The sequence below is a fragment of the Rhodococcus sp. ARC_M5 genome (assembly GCF_022810405.1).
Lineage (GTDB): Bacteria > Actinomycetota > Actinomycetes > Mycobacteriales > Mycobacteriaceae > Rhodococcoides > Rhodococcoides navarretei.
Genome location: NZ_JALGQE010000002.1, coordinates 114,193 through 132,976 on the forward strand (window position 1 = coordinate 114,193; position 18,784 = coordinate 132,976).

The 18,784-nt window shown below is 65.5% G+C and carries 15 protein-coding genes; 3 read left to right on the forward strand and 12 right to left on the reverse strand.

Features of this window, described 5'->3' with window-relative positions:
- Nucleotides 1–68 precede the first annotated feature (68 nt).
- Together MTX34_RS03895 and MTX34_RS03900 are read right to left on the reverse strand one after the other, a co-directional pair.
- On the reverse strand, nt 69–1,520 hold the full coding sequence (locus MTX34_RS03895; RefSeq protein ID WP_243608527.1) for an MFS transporter: 1,452 nt from the start codon (nt 1,518–1,520) through the stop codon (nt 69–71).
- On the reverse strand, nt 1,517–2,965 hold the full coding sequence (locus MTX34_RS03900; RefSeq protein ID WP_243596457.1) for a condensation domain-containing protein: 1,449 nt from the start codon (nt 2,963–2,965) through the stop codon (nt 1,517–1,519). Before MTX34_RS03900 ends, MTX34_RS03895 begins: the two co-directional genes overlap by 4 nt.
- Nucleotides 2,966–3,225: 260 nt before the next feature.
- On the opposite strand from MTX34_RS03900, the gene MTX34_RS03905 reads away from it, so the two are divergent.
- Together MTX34_RS03905 and MTX34_RS03910 are read left to right on the forward strand one after the other, a co-directional pair.
- Nucleotides 3,226–4,248, forward strand: a complete 1,023-nt coding sequence (locus MTX34_RS03905) for an alpha/beta hydrolase family protein (protein WP_243608528.1) — start codon at nt 3,226–3,228, stop codon at nt 4,246–4,248.
- 36 nt (nt 4,249–4,284) lie between these two features.
- Complete coding sequence (locus MTX34_RS03910) at nt 4,285–5,250, forward strand: glucosyl-3-phosphoglycerate synthase (protein WP_243608529.1); 966 nt, start codon at nt 4,285–4,287, stop codon at nt 5,248–5,250.
- A 58-nt stretch (nt 5,251–5,308) separates the two neighbouring features.
- On the opposite strand, the gene MTX34_RS03915 is transcribed toward MTX34_RS03910, so the two are convergent.
- The 10 genes from MTX34_RS03915 to MTX34_RS03960 form a co-directional block, all read right to left on the reverse strand.
- Complete coding sequence (locus MTX34_RS03915; RefSeq protein ID WP_243596460.1) at nt 5,309–6,898, reverse strand: AMP-binding protein; 1,590 nt, start codon at nt 6,896–6,898, stop codon at nt 5,309–5,311.
- Nucleotides 6,899–6,997: 99 nt separating this feature from the next.
- Entirely contained in the window at nt 6,998–8,266 is a 1,269-nt protein-coding gene (locus tag MTX34_RS03920) for an ABC transporter permease (protein ID WP_243596461.1), read from the reverse strand.
- Nucleotides 8,263–9,492 carry an ABC transporter permease gene (locus MTX34_RS03925; protein WP_243608530.1) on the reverse strand — a complete coding sequence of 410 codons (1,230 nt, stop codon included), beginning with the start codon at nt 9,490–9,492 and terminating at the stop codon, nt 8,263–8,265. The genes MTX34_RS03920 and MTX34_RS03925 overlap by 4 nt, the downstream gene beginning before the upstream one ends.
- Entirely contained in the window at nt 9,476–10,978 is a 1,503-nt protein-coding gene (locus MTX34_RS03930) for an ABC transporter ATP-binding protein (RefSeq protein WP_243608531.1), read from the reverse strand. The genes MTX34_RS03925 and MTX34_RS03930 overlap by 17 nt, the downstream gene beginning before the upstream one ends.
- Nucleotides 10,979–10,981: 3 nt before the next feature.
- Nucleotides 10,982–12,073, reverse strand: coding sequence for a BMP family protein (locus tag MTX34_RS03935; RefSeq protein WP_243596464.1), 1,092 nt, complete (start codon nt 12,071–12,073; stop codon nt 10,982–10,984).
- A 75-nt stretch (nt 12,074–12,148) separates the two neighbouring features.
- Complete coding sequence (locus MTX34_RS03940; protein WP_243608532.1) at nt 12,149–13,609, reverse strand: nucleobase:cation symporter-2 family protein; 1,461 nt, start codon at nt 13,607–13,609, stop codon at nt 12,149–12,151.
- A gap of 57 nt (nt 13,610–13,666) precedes the next feature.
- Nucleotides 13,667–14,155 (reverse strand): YbjN domain-containing protein, encoded by a 489-nt coding sequence (locus MTX34_RS03945; protein WP_243596466.1) that lies wholly within the window; start codon nt 14,153–14,155, stop codon nt 13,667–13,669.
- Complete coding sequence (gene mshA / locus MTX34_RS03950; RefSeq protein ID WP_243608533.1) at nt 14,152–15,480, reverse strand: D-inositol-3-phosphate glycosyltransferase; 1,329 nt, start codon at nt 15,478–15,480, stop codon at nt 14,152–14,154. The genes MTX34_RS03945 and mshA overlap by 4 nt, the downstream gene beginning before the upstream one ends.
- A gap of 63 nt (nt 15,481–15,543) precedes the next feature.
- Entirely contained in the window at nt 15,544–16,407 is an 864-nt protein-coding gene (locus MTX34_RS03955; protein ID WP_243596468.1) for an alpha/beta fold hydrolase, read from the reverse strand.
- An 11-nt stretch (nt 16,408–16,418) separates the two neighbouring features.
- Nucleotides 16,419–17,672 carry an ROK family protein gene (locus MTX34_RS03960; protein WP_243608534.1) on the reverse strand — a complete coding sequence of 418 codons (1,254 nt, stop codon included), beginning with the start codon at nt 17,670–17,672 and terminating at the stop codon, nt 16,419–16,421.
- A 336-nt stretch (nt 17,673–18,008) separates the two neighbouring features.
- On the opposite strand from MTX34_RS03960, the gene MTX34_RS03965 reads away from it, so the two are divergent.
- Nucleotides 18,009–18,764 carry an SDR family NAD(P)-dependent oxidoreductase gene (locus MTX34_RS03965; RefSeq protein ID WP_243608535.1) on the forward strand — a complete coding sequence of 252 codons (756 nt, stop codon included), beginning with the start codon at nt 18,009–18,011 and terminating at the stop codon, nt 18,762–18,764.
- Nucleotides 18,765–18,784 lie beyond the last annotated feature (20 nt).

The following is an 18,784-nucleotide window of genomic DNA, read 5'->3' on the forward strand; positions in this document are numbered from 1 at the left end:
CGGCCCGAACACCTGATTCGGGTGAAACAGTGGGTGATTGCGTTGTTGCTCAATTGTTTTCGGAGGCATCACGGTGCACCGGTGGAGACCATCGATGGGTCGCGGTCGGCAGGCCTGCGATCGCCTCGCGGTAAAGCGGCCGCGATCATCGTGGCCACCACCATGGTCGCGGCCAGACCGAACAGCACCGTCCGCTGCGACGCCAGGTAGTCGGCAGCGACCGGCTCCGAGGGAAGCAGAGCGAAGTACACGGCACCGGTCGTTGCAGTTCCCACCGCCGATCCCACTTGTTGGACGGTCGGCAGAATTCCCGAGGCCGAGCCGAGGGAGTGCGGCTCGACCCCAGCGACGATGGTGCTCTGCAGCGGTGCGATCACCGAACCCAAGCCCGCACCGACCAGAATCAGAGGGATCGCCATCCACCAGGAAAAGCCGGCTCGATCGAGGTGGTCGGTGGTGACGCCGAGGACGAACAGCGATATCCCCATCGCCGCCGCTCCCGCCGCCACGACCCGAGAATCCCAGCGCCGGAACGATACCGGCGCAGCCACGGACGCGACGACGGCTCCGAGTGCGAAGGGAACGGTGATCGCTCCCACCGTCGACGCGCTGTTCCCCAGGCCGGTCTGCAGGGTCACCGACATCGTCAGGATGAACCCGGTGAACGTGCCGTACACGAGAGCCGAGACGGCGCAGCCCAACGAGAATCCGCGCTCACCGAATAAGCCGATGTTCACCATGACGTGTGCTCCGGCTGCCCGTCGTCGCCGTTCCCATACCGTGAATCCCGTCAGTGTTGCGAGACCGAGCGCCACGGCGGGTAGAGCAGCAACGAAGCTCGAACTCGCCATGACGGGATAAACGATCAGCAGTGCGCCGATCGACCACAGGGCAGCACCGACGGGGTCGAACCGCCCACCGCTACCGACTCGAACATGCTCGGAACCCGGGGAGACGAACCGTCGGCCGATCGCAACAGCGGCCAGAGCGATCGGAGCGTTGATCAGAAATAGTGCGCGCCAGCCCGTTCCGAGAATGTCGAGGTGCAGCAGCAGTGCGCAGATGGACGGTCCGGCGAGTCCGGCCAGTCCCGCGGTGCCGCCGTACAGCGCGAAAGCGATGGTGCGCCTGGTGCCGGAGTACGCGGCGGTCACGATCGCCACCGTCTGAGCCGACATCGCCGCTCCGGCAAGTCCTTGCAGCACGCGACCGAGGACGAGCAACTCGACGGTGGGCGCGTACGCGCAGAGCATCGATGTCACCGCGAACAGTGCAGTCCCGGTGACGAACACGGTTCTGCGCCCGAACACCTCCCCCACCCGGGCCATCGTCAGCAGCGCGCATGCGAACGCGAGCAGGTACGCCGTCGGAATCCAGACCTGCTGTGCTCCCGACGCATCCAGATCCCGACCGATCGACGGCAACGCCACGGTGACGGCGGTGACGTCGATCATCTGCATCGTGACCGCCAGCAGACATGCGCCGAGCGTGAGCCACGAACCGCGGCGCGGGTGCGTCATACCCTGCTGACGTCCGGGAGCTCGTGCGTGAACACGCTCGCGATCTGCGGCGTGTAGTCGCCCGATTCGACGACGGCCGTGAAGATCTCGGCGATCTTCGAGAAGTACAGGTCGATCGATCGGTCGGCCTCGTCGGTGCCGGGGTAGAGGAACTCGACACCCGTGTGGTCCTCGAATCGGTTGATCCACATGAAGACTTCCTCGGAGCTGCCGCGGTTTCCGTACAGACCGGCCCCGGCCGCATCCAGTTCGGCTTCCCCGGGAAGCTTACGAACGTCCACGTAGGAGATCATCGGTGCAGTCCAACCGGGCTGCGTCGTGATCCCGTGCTCCGGCTGCGCCAGTTCGAGTACCCGGTGGTACGAGGTATTCGCCAGCAGCTTGCCGGAGTCGAACGCCTGTTGCGCGAGGACTGCGAGGGTCAGGAACGTCGGCTGCGCGCCGAGATCGAAACGCACGGGAATCAGGCTCGAGTACCACCCGATGGACGCGAATTCACCTGGCGTCGACCGCGTGCTCTTGGGCGTCAAGCCCAGGTAGCTGCTCCGGCCGGCCAGCTCGTACTCCGCCAGGGCCGCTGCGGCGAAGATGCCGCCGATGAACTTGACTCCCACGGCTGCACACGCCTCGTCCACGGCCCGCGCCCTCGCGCCGTCGAACAGCGGGAACGAACTGTGGGACGTTCGTGTGTAGTCGACACTGCTGCGCCCCAACGGAAGTGGGAACGTCGGAAGATCTCCACCGTTGTCGGTGACCAGGTCGATCCAGGTCTGGACCGCAGGACTGTCGAGGGTCGTGGCGTCGCTCTCCAGCCGTTCGCGCCGGCAGTACTCGAGATAGCTGCCGGGGGTGAACAGTCCGTCGGACTCCCCCGTCACCGCATTGCGGTAGAGCTGGCGCAGTTCGTAGTACGTCAGCGCCTGCGAGATGCCGTCGGTGTCGAGATGGTCGACGGCGGCGTACACCACGAAGTGGTCGTCGTGCTCGATCGTCCCGAAGGAGAAGCAATCCCAGCTGTCGGGGCCGGGCGTGCTGTCCTGCACATGACGCCGAATGGCCTCGGAGTCCGAGGGCACTCCGAAATCGGTTGGCTCGAGCGCGATGTCGGCGGCATCGACGAGGTGGCGCGTCGAACCCTCGGCCGTCGTGGAGAACCAGCTGCAGAAGGAATCGTGTCGGGTGACGAACGTATTGAACGCCTGGCCCATCGCCGAGCGGTCCAGTGCGCCTTCGATTCGGAACGTCACCAGGCACAACCGGGAGAAGCGGAACGACGACCCTCGGTTGCGGTACGCAGCTTCCAGGTACGCCTGCTGGATGTGAGAGGGGGGTGCCGGGTGGGCGGGCGCAGCCGCGGCGGCAGCTCGTGAGGCGACGGTGGGCGACCACGTGGTGAGCGGTCCTGGAGCCGGCTTCCACTCGTCGATGAGTCCGAATGCGACCACGACACAACCTTTCGAAGGAGACAGAGCGATCCGACACGGTGAAGTGCGTCGGAGGAGTCAGTGCATCATTCGAGCCGAATCGAAGAAACCCCGTCGACGGGCATTCTGGAAAATCGACAACAATTCGCGGGATATCTGTGTCAGAAATGAAGGATCGTCAGCATTGTTGTCGATCGCAGTGATTCGCTCTACCGTCGGTGACACATCGCGCCCGCCGTATCCCGTGCTGGGCGCTGCTCCCTCGATGTCAGGAACGGTTGATGCGCAGTCGATTTCGCCTTCGCCAGGCGACGGTGTCGGCTCTCGGCGTGCTCGTGACCGTCGTCGTGCTCATGTCGGGCTCAGCCGCTGTGGCCACGGCAGGCCCGGAGTCGTCGATCGTCGCCGTCGACAGCGTCGGTGTACGCCGCGACGTCGTGCAGGTTCACTCCGCTGCGATGGACCGCGAGATCACCATCGACGTGTTCCGGGCAGACGCGTCCGGTGCGCCCACCCTCTACCTGCTCAACGGTGCCGCCGGCGGAGACGGCGGAAGCAGTTGGTTCGATCAGACCGACATCGCCGGATTCTTCGGAGCCAAGAACGTCAACGTCGTGGTGCCGCGGGGTGGTGCGGCCAGCTACTACACCGACTGGTTGCGAGACGACCCGGTGCTGGGCCGAAACAAGTGGTCCACGTTCCTCGGTCTCGAACTTCCACCGCTGATGAACACGCTGCTCGACACCAACGGTGTCAATTCGGTCGCCGGTATCTCGATGGCCGGAACGTCGGTACTTCAGCTCGCGATCGCTCATCCTTCGGTGTATCGCTCGGTCTCCTCGTTCAGCGGTTGCGCGCGCACCAGCGACCCGGTCGGTGCGATGTATGTCAGATCCGTTGTCGAAGCCCGCGGCGGTGGATCGACCACGAACATGTGGGGTCCTCCCGGCAGTGACGGCTGGGCGGCCAACGACCCCTACGTCCATGCAGAGGGTCTGCGCGGCATCGCCGTCTACATATCGAGCGGGACGGGAGCTCCGGGTGCATTCGACGTGCCCGGTGGCCCCGGCATCGGGAGCGACTACGGCAAGCTCGCGCAGCAGTTGGCCGTCGGCGCGGTCATCGAAGCGACCACGGACAACTGTTCCCGACAGATGCAGCAACGGCTACAGGAGCTGAACATCGCGGCCACCTACAACTTTCGACCCACCGGAACCCACTCATGGGCCTACTGGGAACAGGATCTGCACGACGCGTGGTCGGTGATCGCGCCATCCATGGACCTGCCGACGGGCACCCGCTGAATCCGTGACGTATCGCGCGACAACGAAGGAAACTCGATGAACCGATTCGACGCTGTCGGCACACCCGCTCTTGCCGCCACCTGGGTCCGACCTCCGTGGCCGGTCGCAGACCTCGTTCGGGCCAAGCGGGGTCGGACGGTGTCCGTTGTGCTCCCGGCGCTCGACGAGGAGGACACCGTCGCCGGCGTCATCTCGTCGATGAGTCCGCACCTGGACAGCCTGATCGACGAGTTGGTCGTACTGGATTCGGGATCGTCCGATCGCACAGCGCAACGAGCGCGCAGCGCCGGTGCCACCGTGGTGTCCAGGGAGGAGGCGCTCCCGGGCGTACCCGTCGTTCGCGGCAAGGGTGAAGTCCTGTGGCGAGGAGTGGCGGCCACCTCGGGCGACATCGTGGTGTTCGTGGATTCCGATCTGGTGGAGCCGGGTTCGCACTTCGTTCCCGCGTTGGTCGGCCCGTTGCTGATGACAGAGGACATCGAGCTGGTGAAGGGGTTCTACCGCCGTCCACTGACGATCGGCGACAGCACCGACGAGGACGGCGGCGGCCGAGTCACTCAGCTGACGGTACGGCCCCTGTTGACCGCGCTGGTTCCGGAACTCGCGGGAGTGTTCCAACCGCTGGGCGGCGAATACGCCGCTACCAGGCAACTGTTGGAATCCCTCCGGTTCGCCCCCGGCTACGGTGTCGAAATCGGTCTGCTGCTGGACACCTACCACCGCCTCGGCGGGGCCGCGATCGGACAGATCGGCCTCGGGACCCGTCGGCACCGAAACCGGCCGACCTCCGAACTTGCTGTCATGAGCCGCCAGATCATCGCCACGATGTTCTCGCGGTTGGGCCTGCACGACTCGGGTGCTGGATTCACCACGTTCGCAACAGCCGGAAATCAACTCTCCACGACCGTCGCACCGCTCTCGCTCGTCGACCGGCCACCGTTGATCACCCTGGAGAAGTACGCCAGCGCCGTTCGACACCACGCGATGAGCCAGCCCGTCTGACACGGTCGCGCCCCCCACCGTCGAACATGGTGAGGGGCGCGACCGTCGAATCGACGAGCTACTTTCCGGTCTCCGCGGCCCTCAGGTCCTTACGCAGAATCTTGCCCGCTGCAGACTTCGGGACGATGTCGATGAACTCGACGCGTCGTACCTTCTTGTGCGGCGACACGCGCTCGGCGACGAAGGCGATGATGCCTTCCTCGTCGATGGTGGCACCCTGCTGGCGGACGACGAATGCCTTGGGGATTTCCTCGCCCTCGTCGTCGAGCACACCGATGACGGCGGCGTCGGCGACCTCTTCGTGCGTGAGCAGCAGGGCTTCGAGCTCGGCCGGGGGCACCTGGTACCCCTTGTACTTGATCAGTTCCTTGAGGCGGTCGACGATGTAGACGACACCCTCGGGATCGACGACGGCGATGTCGCCGGTGTGCAGGTAACCGTCGGAGTCCAGGGTTTCCGCGGTGGCGGTGGGGTTGTTCAGGTACCCGACCATCACGTTCGGTCCCTTGACCCACAGCTCGCCCGGCTCGCTCAATCCCTCTGTGGGCAGGTCGATCTCGTTGCCGGTACCCGGGTCGACGAGCTTGTTCTCGGTGTTCGCCAGCGGCTGGCCGACCGAGCTGAGCCGCATGTCGTCGCGATCGAACGGGATGGCGTGGCTGACGGGGCTGAGCTCGCTCATGCCGTAGCCCTGACGCACCCGTGTGTTCAGACGCTTGGCGACGGCCTTGCCCAGTTCCTCGTCCAACGGTGCGGCACCCGAGAAGACGGTGTGCACGCTGGACAGGTCGTATTCGTCGATCATCGGATGCTTGGCGAGCGCGACGGCCACCGGCGGTGCGATGAACAGGTAGGTCAGCTTCTGATCCTGAATGATCCGCAGGAATTCGACGAGATCGAACTTCGGCATCGTCACCAGGTGCGCACGCAGCTTCAGAGCGATGTTGAGCAGCACGGTCAGGCCGTAGATGTGGAAGAACGGCAGCAGCGCCAGAATGGCGTCGTCGCTGTCGATACCCACGCGCGGTTCCATCTGTGCCACGTTCGCGACGAGGTTGCGGTGGGTGAGGATGACGCCCTTCGGCACACCCGTCGTGCCGGACGAGTACGGCAGCACTGCGACGTGCGTGGCCGGATCGAACGAGACCTCGGGGGCAGGCGCACCCTGGGTGAGCAGATCGCGCAGGTTGGGGTGGCCCTCGGCACCATCGAGCACGATCACGTGATCGGCGTCGATGCCGACCTTCTCCGCGGCTGCCTTGGCCTGCGGGTACAGCGGCGAGACGGTGAACAGGAACTTCGCGCCCGAGCCGGTGAGCTGCTTGGCGATGTCCTCGGCGGTGTACAGCGCGTTGATCGTCGTGGCGGTTCCGCCTGCGCGCAGGATCCCGTGCAGCACGGACGCGAACGCGGGCACGTTCGGCGAGTGGAGTCCGACGACGTCACCGACCTCGAGTCCACGCGCAGCCAGCGCACCTGCGATCGCGTCGATCTGACCGATCAGCGTCTTGTAGGTGGTGACGTCACCCGAGGTGCCGTCGATCAGTGCAGGCTTGTCGAGGTCGGACTCGGCGATGGAGCCGAACAGGAAGTCGTAGACGCTGAGTTCGGGAATCTCGACATCGGGAAAGGGACTGCGGAAGCTCATGGCTCTCCTTCGAAAAACTGCGGCAACAATGACCGAACCCTACAGTGAAAGCGGTCACAACGGACAGCGACCCTACCGGTGAGTCAGGTAGCGCGGGCGCTAACTTCGGGACGCATACGGTTTGCCCGCCGCGGCCGGCCCTCGGACGTGGCCCACCAGGCCCGCGACGGCGAAAATGGTCACCACGTACGGCAACATCAGCATGAACTCACTGGGGACCGGAGACCCGATGATGCCCAGCACGTTCTGCAGATTCGACGCGAATCCGAAGAGCAGCGCGGCCAGCGTCGCGCGTACCGGATCCCAGCGACCGAAGATCACGGCGGCGAGAGCGATGTAGCCGGCACCGGCCGTCATCTCCTTGCCGAACGCTCCGACCGAGCCGAGCGTGAAGTACGCGCCACCGAGACCGGCGATGGCACCGGCGAGGCAGACGTTCCAGAATCGTGTGCGGGCGACGTTGATTCCGACGGTGTCGGCAGCTTGCGGATGCTCGCCCACGGCACGCAGTCGCAGACCCCACTTGGTGTGGAACAGTCCGAAGAACACGAGCGCGACGGCGATGTACATCAGGTACACGATCAGCGTCTGCCGGAACAGCACCGGACCGAGAATCGGAATCTGCGAGAGCACCGGAATGTCGATGCGCGCGAAGCGCGGTGGTGAGTTCAGTGTCTCGGCGTTCTTGGTGAGCACCACCGAATACAGGAAGCTCGTCAGTCCGACGACCAGCACGTTGAGCACCACACCGACGATGACCTGATTGACGAAGTAGCGGATCGAGAACACCGCCAACAGGGACGCCGTCAACGCGCCCGCGACCAGGGCGGCGAGAAGCGCGACATAGGCGGAGCCGGTGATCGACGCGACGACGGCGCTGACGAAAGCACCTGCGAGCAACTGACCTTCGATGGCGATGTTGATGACGCCGACGCGTTCGGAGATCACGCCGCCCATGGCTCCGAAGATCAACGGGGTGCTCAGCGCGACAGCCCCGATGAGCAACCCGGGCACGGGGATGGTTTCGCCGTCCGCGGCCCAGGCCAGGAATCCGAACACGAACAGCACGGCGAACACTGCCGACAGCCACAGGGGCGTCGAGCGGTACTGCGAGGCCAGCAGCGACGAGTAGGCGGTGACCACGGCCAGCAGTACGACCACGACGAGACCGGTGCCGTACGACGGCACACCCACAGCAGGCAGCGCGAAGAAGTCGTCCTCCGACGCCAGCGCGAATGTGCTTGTCCCCGAGCCCTTGTTGACGACGAACAGCACCAGAGCGAGCAGTGTCGCGACCCCGAGAATCGACGGGGCCTTCCAGCTGCGACCGAGTACCGCCCCGGCGGGGGCGTCGACGGAGGTGGTCACAGTGCACCCACCTTCGCGGTCTCGGCCTTCGCGAGTTTCTCTTCACCGGGTCTGGGCAATCGGAACACGGCTCGGACCAGGGGCGGCGCAGCGATGAACAGCACGATCACCGACTGCACGACGAGCACGATGTCGATGGGTACGCCTTCGGCTGCCTGCATTGCGAACCCGCCGGCCTTGAACGCGCCGAACAGGATTCCCGCGAAGAACACGCCCCACGGTTTCGATCGGCCGAGCAACGCGACGGTGATGGCGTCGAATCCGATGCCGGCATCGATATCGGCACTGAAGCCTGTGGTGACGGTGCCCAGCACCTGCGCCACTCCGGCCAAGCCGACCAGGGCACCCGACAGGATCATCGCGTACAGGTAGATCCGGTTGACGTTCATGCCTGCGACGCGAGACGCGTGCGGATTCTCGCCGACGGCGCGGAAGCGGAATCCGAGACTCGATCGCTCGAGCAGCCACCACACCGCGATCGTCACGAAGATCACCAGCACGAATCCGAGGTGCAGGCTGTAGCGGTCACCGAAGAGCTTGGGAAACACCGCCGTCGACGCGATGGGCGCGGTCTTGGGATTGTTCGATCCCGGTGCCTGCAGCGCGCCGGGGGTACGCAGCAGATACGCGACGAGATAGAACGCGATGTAGTTGAGCATGATGGTGACGATCACCTCGTGAGCGCCGGTGCGCGCCTTGAGGAATCCGGCGATGCCACCCCACACCGCGCCGCCGAGGACACCGGCGAGAACGGCGACCAGCAGGTGAATGCCGGCCGGCAGGTTAACTCCGAAACCGACCCAGCCTGCGCATGCTGCGGCGATCAGCATCTGACCGCGACCACCGATGTTGAACATACCGACGCGAAAGGCCAGTGCCACACCGAGTCCCGCGACGATCAGCGGGGTCGCGAACGTCAGCGTCTCCATCAACGGCCTGATGCCGTTCTCGAATCCGGGGCGACGGAAGTTGTACACCGAACCCTGGAACAACGAGGAGTACGCCCCGGCAACGGAATCCCAGATCGCCGTCAACATGTCCGAGGGACGGGAGAAGAAGTACCCGGCCGATTCCTGCACGCCCGAGTTGGTGGCTGCGATGAGCACCGCACCGACGATCAGCGCGAGCAGTACCGCGAGAACCGAGATGATGGCGCTTCCGGTGAAGATCTGCCGCAACACGACATGAGATTTCGAGGGCTGCTGGGCCTCACTCACCGCGCTCACCGCCCATCATCAATCCGAGTGTTTCGCGGGACGTATCCCCGGGGACGATTCCCACGATTGCTCCTCGATACATGACGGCGATGCGGTCGGCCAGTGCGGCCACCTCATCCAGTTCGCTCGACACCACGATGACCGGGATCCCCGAATCCCGGGTGGCGACGATGCGCTTGTGCACGAATTCGATGGACCCGACGTCGATTCCGCGAGTCGGCTGCGCAGCGACGAACAGCCGCAGATCACGGCTCAGTTCTCGCGCGAGCACCACCTTCTGCTGGTTGCCGCCGGACAACCGTCCGACCGCGGTGCCGATCCCTGGTGCGCGAACGTCGAATTCGCTGAGCTTCTCCGCCGCGAACTGGCTGAGATACTCACGTTGCACGGCGCCGCGCCGCACGAACGGCATGCTGTTGGAGCGATCGAGCATGAGGTTCTCGGCGATGGAGAATTCGCCCACCAGGCCGTCGACGGTGCGATCCTCGGGCACAAAACCGACGCCTGCGTCGAGCACGTCCTGCACTGTCGCCCCGACGAGCGAATTGCCGTCGAGGCTGATCGTGCCGGTTACGTTGCCCTGCAACCCGAGTAGGGCTTCGACCAATTCGGTCTGACCGTTTCCCTGCACCCCGGCGATGGCAAGGATCTCTCCCGCCGCCACCTCGAGGCTGACGTCGTCGACGGTCTTGTTGCCCTGGGCGTCGAACACCGACAGGTTCTCGACCACCAACGCCGCAGTACCGGGCGTGGCCGGGTCCTTCGAAACGGTCAGCTGCACATCTCGTCCCACCATCAACGCAGCGAGCTCGGTGTTGCTGGCGGTCGGCTTCGCTTCGCCGACGACCTTGCCGAGCCGGATGACGGTGATCTTGTCGGCTACTTCGCGCACTTCGCGCAGCTTGTGGGTGATGAACACGATCGTGGTGCCCGACGCCGCGAGTTCCCGCATGATCCGCATCAGATCGTCGGTTTCCTGCGGCGTCAGGACGGCGGTGGGCTCGTCGAACACGAGCACCTTCGCCTCACGAGAGAGTGCTTTGACGATCTCGACCCGCTGCTGCACGCCGACGGGAAGATCGTCGACGAGGGCATCGGGATCGAGATCGAAGCCGAACCTCGCGGATATCTCGCGCACCAGCTTTCGCGCTGCCACGAGGTCGAGTCGTCCACCGAGCGAGGTGGTTTCGTTACCGAGCACGATGTTCTCGGCCACGGTGAACACCGGAATCAGCATGAAGTGCTGATGCACCATGCCGATTCCGGCGGTCATGGCCTCGCCCGGTCCGGCGAAGTTCTGCTCGACGTCGTCGAGCAGGATCTGGCCCTCCTCGGCGCGATACAGGCCACTGAGCACGTTCATCAACGTGGACTTGCCTGCACCGTTCTCGCCGAGGAGGCAGTGGATCTCGCCGGATTCGACGCTCAGATCGATATGGTCGTTGGCGATCAACGAACCGAATCGTTTGGTGATTCCGCGAAGTTCGAGCTTCATGAACTACTTGGGTGCAGACGGCGACTCGACGGTGATGGACCCGTCGATGATGCCGGCCTTGATCGTGTCCAGCTCGCCCTGCAGTGCGGGGTCGACCTCGGACTCGAAATCGTGGAACGGTGCGATACCGACTCCGTCGTTCTCGAGCGTGCCCACGTAGGGAGTGTTGTCGAACGCATCGGCACCGGAGTTGGCGACGACCTCGTCGACGCTGGTCTTGAGGCCCTTGGTCACCGAGGTGAGCAGCAGGTCACCGACCGAGGGGTCGGATTCGAAGACGTCGGCGTCGGCACCGATGAGCGCGACGGGACGCGAGGAGTCGCGAATGGCCTGTGCCGCACTCTGATAGATGGGACCGCCGACCGGGAAGATGACGTCCGCGTTCTGGTCGATCAGACCCTGGGCGGTGTTCTTCGCGACCTCGTTGGCGGTGAATCCACCGGTGAACGAGCCGTTCTGCGAGGGCACGTCCCAACCGATGACGCGGACTTCCTCGCCCTTCTGCTCGTTGAAGTAGTTCACGCCGTCGGCGAAGCCGTCCATGAAGATGGTGACGGTCGGCAGCTGCGATCCACCGAACGTGCCGACCACACCGGTGGTGCTGTAGCTCGCGGCCGCGTAGCCGGCGAGGAATGCGGACTGCGACGCGTCGTAGGTCAGCGGTTTGACGTTCGGCAGGTCGATCGAGGAGTCGTCGATGATCGCGAAGTCGATGTCGGAGTTGGCCTCGGCGGCCACCTTGGTGGCGTCGGCCAGATCGAATCCGACGGTGACGATGAGGTTGCAGCCCTGATCGACGAGGTTGTTGATGTTGGGGCCGTAGTCGGTCGGCGATGCGGACTCCACGGTGCGTGGCTCGACGCCGAGCTCTTCGGAGGCCTCGGTCAATCCCTCGAATCCGAGCTGGTTGAACGACTTGTCGTCGAATCCGCCACTGTCGGAGACCATGCAGGGCAGGAAGTCACTCGATCCGCCTCCGCCCGATCCTTCGTCTTCGGGAGCAGATCCACAGCCTGCGATCAGGGCGATGGCACCGAGCGACGCGACGCCGCCGAGTGCTGCCTTCCGCGTGCTCGTGCGGGTGACGAATGACAAGATGTCCTCCAATTTAGATGTGTTTCTTCTGGTCCGGGACGGTACTCGTGCGCGCGGGGGCGCGCAGGATTTCACTCAGGCATCCTTGTCGGGCACAGCCTTGTCGGGCACAGCCTCTTCGGGCACAGCCTTGTGGGGCAAGGTTCCGCCTTCGCCGAGCACCTTCGCTTCGTCCTCACGCACCATCACTGCGGGGCCCGCTGCCACCACCGATGGGTTCGATGGCGTACCGGGCTTGACTACGTTGAAGAATACGTTGAGCACCACCGCGACGATGCTGGCGGCACTGATTCCGGAGTGGAAGATCGTCACGAACCAGTCCGGGAATTCGTCCCAGAAGTCGCTCGCGACAACAGGTATGAGGCCGAACGCCAAGGTCACCGCCACGATGACGACGTTGGTGTTGTTGTCGTAGTCCACCTTGCCGAGGGTGCGGATACCGCTGGCGGCGACGGTTCCGAACAGTGCGATTCCCGCACCGCCGAGAACCGGAAGCGGGACGACCCCGACGACGGCCGCGAGGATCGGTGAAAGGCCCAGTAGCGCAAGCACGCCGCCGCCCACCGCGACGACGAAGCGGCTCTTGATGCCGGTCATCGCGACCAGGCCGACGTTCTGGGCGAAGGCCGTGGCCGGGAAGGTGTTGAAGATCGGGGCGACCGCGGAGGACACCATGTCGGCACGCAGGCCGTCACCGACACGCTTGGAGTCGACGTCGGTTCCGACCACTTCGCCGACGGCGAGGATGTCGGCGGTGGTCTCGACCATGATCACCAGGATGACGATGGTCATCGACACGATCGCGCCGACGGCGAATATCGGTGACCCGAAGGCGAAGGGTGTCGGGACGGCCACCACGGACGCGTCGGCGACGCCGCCGAAGTCGGTCTTGCCGACGATCAGTGCCGCGATGGTGCCGACGACCAGTCCGAGCAGGATCGACAACCGCGACAGCCCGGGGATCTTGGTCATCACCAGCACGGCGAGGAGGGTGAACATCGCCAGCCCGATGTTGCCGGGGTCCAGATAGTTCGGGTTCGGCGCACCGCCCACCATCTCCTGGCCGGTGATCCAGCGTGCCGCCACCGGCATCAACGACAGCCCGATGACGGTGATGATGCATCCGGTCACCAACGGCGGGAAGAACCGGACGATCTTCGAGAAGAACGGGGCGATCGCCAAACCGATCAGCGCGGCCACCAGAACGGCACCGAGCACGGTGCGCAGTCCGGTCCGTCCGTCCTCGGCACTGCCGATGATCGTGAGAACCGTCGACACCGACGCAAACGAAATGCCCTGCACCAACGGCAGTTGCGAGCCGAAGAACGGGATGCCGATCGTTTGCAACACAGTTGCCACGCCGCTGACGAACAGCGCGCACGAGATCAACAGAGCCTGATCGGCCCCGGAGAGTCCGGCCGCTCCCCCGACGATGATGGGAACGGCGATGACGCCACCGAACATAGAGAGAATGTGTTGCAGGCCGTAGCCGAACATCTGCAACACCGGTGGGCGAGCGTCCTCTGGCCTGGTCATTGCTTCAGGCTAGGAACCGGACGTTACCGACAGCCGCTCCGACCCATTTCGAGCGAGTTACGCTTCCCGCTTGTCCACCAGGTGCTCGAATGCCTTCAGGTTCGCCAACGATTCGCCGCGCGAGACGCGCCACGCCCATTCGCGTTTGATGGACTCGGCGAATCCCAATTCGAGCAGCACGTTGAAGTCGCCGTCGGCGGCCTCCAGTGTCTGCCCCAGGACGCGATCGAGTTCGTCACCGTTGACGGCGTGCAACGACATTCGGCCCACGAGGTAGATGTCGCCGACCTTGTCGATCGTGTAGTGAACCCCGTAGAGGCGACGGTTGCGTCGCAGCAGGTACTTGTAGACGCCCTCGAAGTTCTCGTCGGGCTTGCGGCAGACGAACGCCTCGATGCGGACTCCGTGATGCCCGACGGTCAGCATCGTCGTCGTCTTGAGCTTGCGTTCCCCGGGCAGTTCGACGGTGAACACGTCGCCGCGCCGGGTGTAGTCCAGCTCGCGTTCCTTCAGCGCCCGGTCGATCAGTTCGGCGGTCTCGCTCATGCAGTCACAGCTCCTGATCTGCGTAGTTTCGACAATCCTCGGACGCGTCGCGGAGAGAACTCGCTCGGCCCCTCGCCTCGATCGAAGTGGAACTTCGCCTGCCGGTAGCTCTCGATGAGCCCGTCGGCGGTGTGCTCCCACGAGAAGTTGCGGGCATGCCGCGGTGCCGCGGTCGCCATGTCGGCCAATGCAGCTCGATCCGAGAACATGCCCGCGAGAGCATCCGCCCAATCCTCGGTGCGGTGGCCCTGCACCAGCCGTCCGGTCTCGCCCGATCGCACCGCCACGCCGAGCCCGCCGACGTCGGCGGCCAGGACCGGAGTTCCGCAGGCCTGGGCCTCGATCGCGACCAGGCCGAACGATTCGTTGTAGCTCGGCACGGCGACGATGTCCGCGGCGCGGTAGACCTGTGCGAGGCGCGCCGACGGTTGCGGCGGCATGAACGTCACGTGCGGGGTGATTCCCAGGCTCTCGGCCAGATCGATGAGGCTGTCGGGTCGGTCCAATCCGCTGCCGGACGGGCCGCCGACGATGAGGACGCGCAGTGGCGTCGTCGGATTGCGCTGCAGCACTTCGGCCGCCGCAGCGATCAACACATCGGGGGCTTTGAGCGGTTGGATACGTCCGACGAAGGCCACGATCGACTCGTCGGGATTCAACCCCAGTTCGGCGCGCGCCGCGAGCTTGTCTCCCGGATTGTATTGCGCAAGATCGGCTCCCGGCGCCACCACGTCGATCGAACTCTGCTGCGCCCCGTAGATCTCGACGAGAGACTTCGCTTCCTCGGTGGTGTTGGCGATCAGCCGGTCCGCCTCGGCGACCACTTGCTGCTCACCGATCTGACGCGCGGCGGGCTCGGGCGAGTCGCCCTGCGCCAGAGACGCGTTCTTGACCGCAGCGAGCGTGTGCGCGGTGTGCACCAGCGGCACCCCCCAGCGATCGCGCGCCAGCCAGCCGACCTGACCCGAGAGCCAGTAGTGCGAGTGCACCAGATCGTAGTAGCCGGGTTCGTGCCGAGCTTCCTCACGCAGCACCCCGGCTGCGAAGGCGCACAACTGGGTGGGGAGGTCGTGCTTGTCCAACCCCTCGAACGGGCCAGCGACGATGTTGCGCACCAGCACGCCGGGAGCTGCCTCGACGACGGGAGCGTCGGTGGACGCCGTCGCGCGCGTGAAGATCTCGACCTCCACGCCCCGCTTGGCCAGCTCTTTCGCGCTCTGCAGCACGTAGACGTTCATACCGCCCGCATCGCCCGTTCCCGGCTGCGCCAGCGGGGAGGTATGCAAGGACAACACAGCGACCCTGTTCAGCTGGCGTCCAGTCACTTCATCAGTGTGCACGCCTCCACATTACGTCTCGATAACTACCCCATCTCACGGCCCGGCTCGTCACCCATCGAGGCCGTCGACGAATTCGGACACCTCGGTGAAGAATCGCTGCGGGTCGGCGACGAACGGGCCGTGATCGACGCCTTCCCAGTACGACGCGACGGCCGTGGGAATGAGCTCCGCGGCGTGCCGTCCGGCAGAGACGTCGACGACGGTGTCCTCGGTTCCGTGCAGCACGAACGCCGGGATGTCCAGGCTGCGCAGCAGGTCGTCGTGCCCGATTGCGCGATCGAACAGGGCGGCACGAACCCGTGGCCGCGTGGCCAGCGTCAACCCGAACAACGCCTGTGCCTCCGTGCCCTTCCCTTCCGTCGGCCCGGTCAGCGCGTGCCCGAAACTTCCGAGTGCCTTGATCGCGACGCGGGGCTCCTCGGCCATCGCACCGGGGATCGCCGCACGCATGGCCGTCCCGACGCGGCCGCCTGCCTCTCCCCTGCCGATGCTGGTGATCGCGCCGACGAGCACGATGCCCGCCACCGCACCCGTGCCGTGTTCGGCGAGGTAGTCGCAGATCACCAGTCCGCCGTACGACCACCCCAGCAGCACCGCGTCGGCGGTGATGCCCTCGGCGGCGAGCACTGCGTCGACATCGCCCGCCCAGATCTTCGGATCGTCGTAACCGGCCGCCGGGGCGTCGGAGTAGCCGTGTCCGCGGAGATCGACCGCGAGAACGCGGTAGCGCTCCGCCAGCTCGGCCAGCAGTCCCTCGCCCCAGCACGCCGAGCTCTGCGCCCACCCGTGCAGCAGGATCAGGGGCCGCGCCGCAGGGTCACCGGTGACGCGGTAGACGATGTTGGCTCCGTCGACCCCGGTGGCCTGGCGAACCGGTCCTGCTGCGGGGGTTGTCGTATCGAGGCTGCTCATGTCGGATCAACCTACGCCGCGGCCCTGCGCATCGAGGCGAGCGGATCCGCGTACAGAGCGCTGAGCGAGACCACTGTCGCGGCGTGTTCTTGCACTCGGTCGCCGAAGCCGGTGACCCGAATATCTGTGCGCGGCAATGTCGAATGAGCCGCGAAGGCCTGACCCACATGCGGAATTCCGGCCGGGTAAGCGGTGAACGCCTGGCCTCCGAGTACGACGCGGTCCGGATTGAACATGTCGCGCAGCAGCGCCACTGTCCGACCCAGAATCTGCGCCCGCTCGACGAGTAGTTCCCGCGCCGCCCCCGAACCACCCTGTGCCGCCCGGTACACCGCGGCGACGCTCGGGCGGGGCTGCGGGGCAACGATGTTACGCGCCACGGCAGCAGCGACCACCGCTCGATCGCTGACGGAGGCCTCGAGGCATCCTCGAGCGCCGCAGCTGCACAGCGCCGACGATCCGGTGGGTAGGTGCGCGATGGAGCCAGGACCGCTCGCGGGGGTATGCACGCGGCCGTCGATGGTCAGCGCCATGCCCGCCGTCTCGCGTGTGTAGAAGTACAGCGAGGTTCCGCTGTTGCTCTGCGCAGCAACACTGTCCGACAGGCGCGGCGCGAGGAGCAACTCGGCGGCCGCCATCGCGTCGACGTGACCGGAGACCGAGATCGGTAGCCCCAGTCCGCCGCCGATGATGCCGCCGACGCGTCCGTTCTCCCACCCCAGCCGCGGATGGTCCACCGTGCCGCTCGCGGTGTCGACGCGTCCGCCGATCGCTACCCCGACCCACAGTGGGGTGCGGCGATGCCAACGTCCGGCGAAGGCACCGGCGCTGCGGGTGACGGAGGCCAGCGCTACCTCCGAAGATCCAGCGGGTGTGGGGATCTCGACGGCACCGAGGATCCGTCCACGCAGATCGCTGACGACGATGCCCGTGACGATGGCTCCGATGTGGATGCCGATGGTCGAGAAGGGCTCGTGGTTGATCTCGAACGGTACTCGCGGTCGTCCGATTGCCCCCGGTGCCACCAGGTCTGCGCGCTCACGGAGCAGTCCGACACCGAGCAGGGCAGACACCTGACGGTTGACCGTTGCGATACTCGATCCTGTTGCGCGAGCGGCACGCTCGCGTGAGATCGGGCCTTCGACGCAGGCCACCCGAAGCACCGACGCGGCGGGGCCGTCGGCGATCCGAAGATCGGGTGGGACGAGTTGGAGACGCGATCGCAGCGCGGCAGAGCGGGTGTGGTGCAGCGTGGTGACAGACATCCGTCGAAGATCCTCAGCAGGTGCAGGCCTTTCACCGCGGACGAACAGCGAAGAAAGGGAGAAGTGGTGCAGGTCAAGGGTGGGTGCGGCGGCCACGAAGGGGCCACGGCACGCGAATCGACTGCCTGAAGCTCGAAGAGGCTAGAGACAGATTCCTTGGCCGGGACAACACAGTTCCCGAGGAAGCGGCAAGCGAGAACCGAGTGATGCGGTCACATAGGTGACCCGCATCGCGGTGGTATCGCCGGCGGACATGGAACCAAAATTAGCATCCGCGCATCCGATGTCCAATCGGGCCCCGGCGAGCATGCGATGCGCCCGACATAGAATTTCGCCATGACCTCGTCCGAACAGATTTCCCCCGATGCCCGAATCGCCGTCGTCACCGGAGCGAGTTCCGGCATCGGCGCGGCCACCGCCCGCCAACTCGCCGCCGACGGATTCCACGTCGTGATCGGCGCCCGCCGACTCGACCGGCTGGAGGAGTTGGCGTCGGAGATCGGTGGCACCGCGCTGGAACTCGATGTGACGGACGAGGATTCGGTGGCCGCATTCACCGCCGTCATTCCCCGCGTCGATGTGTTGATCAACAACGCCGGTGGCGCGAAGGGCTTGGCCCCGGTGATCGACGCCGACCTCGACGACTGGCGCTGGATGTGGGAGACCAACGTGCTCGGTACATTGCGGGTGACGAAGTCGTTGCTGCCCAAGCTGATCGACTCCGGTGACGGCCTGATCGTCACCATCACCTCCGTCGCGGCGTTCGAGGCCTACGACAACGGATCGGGCTACACCTCCGCCAAACACGCTCAGGCAGTGCTGCATCGGACGCTACGCGGCGAACTGCTCGGCAAGCCGGTGCGGTTGACCGAGGTGGCGCCGGGTGCCGTCGAAACCGAGTTCTCGCTCGTCCGGTTCGACGGCGACAAGGACAAGGCCGACGCCGTGTACCAGGGCATCGATCCGTTGACGGCGAGCGATATCGCCGAGGTCATCGGGTTCGTCGCGTCGCGCCCGTCGCACGTCAACCTCGACCAGATCATCATCAAGCCACGTGATCAGGCCGGTCCGGGGCGCTTCTCCCGGAAGTAGCGGCTTCGCCGCATGTGCAC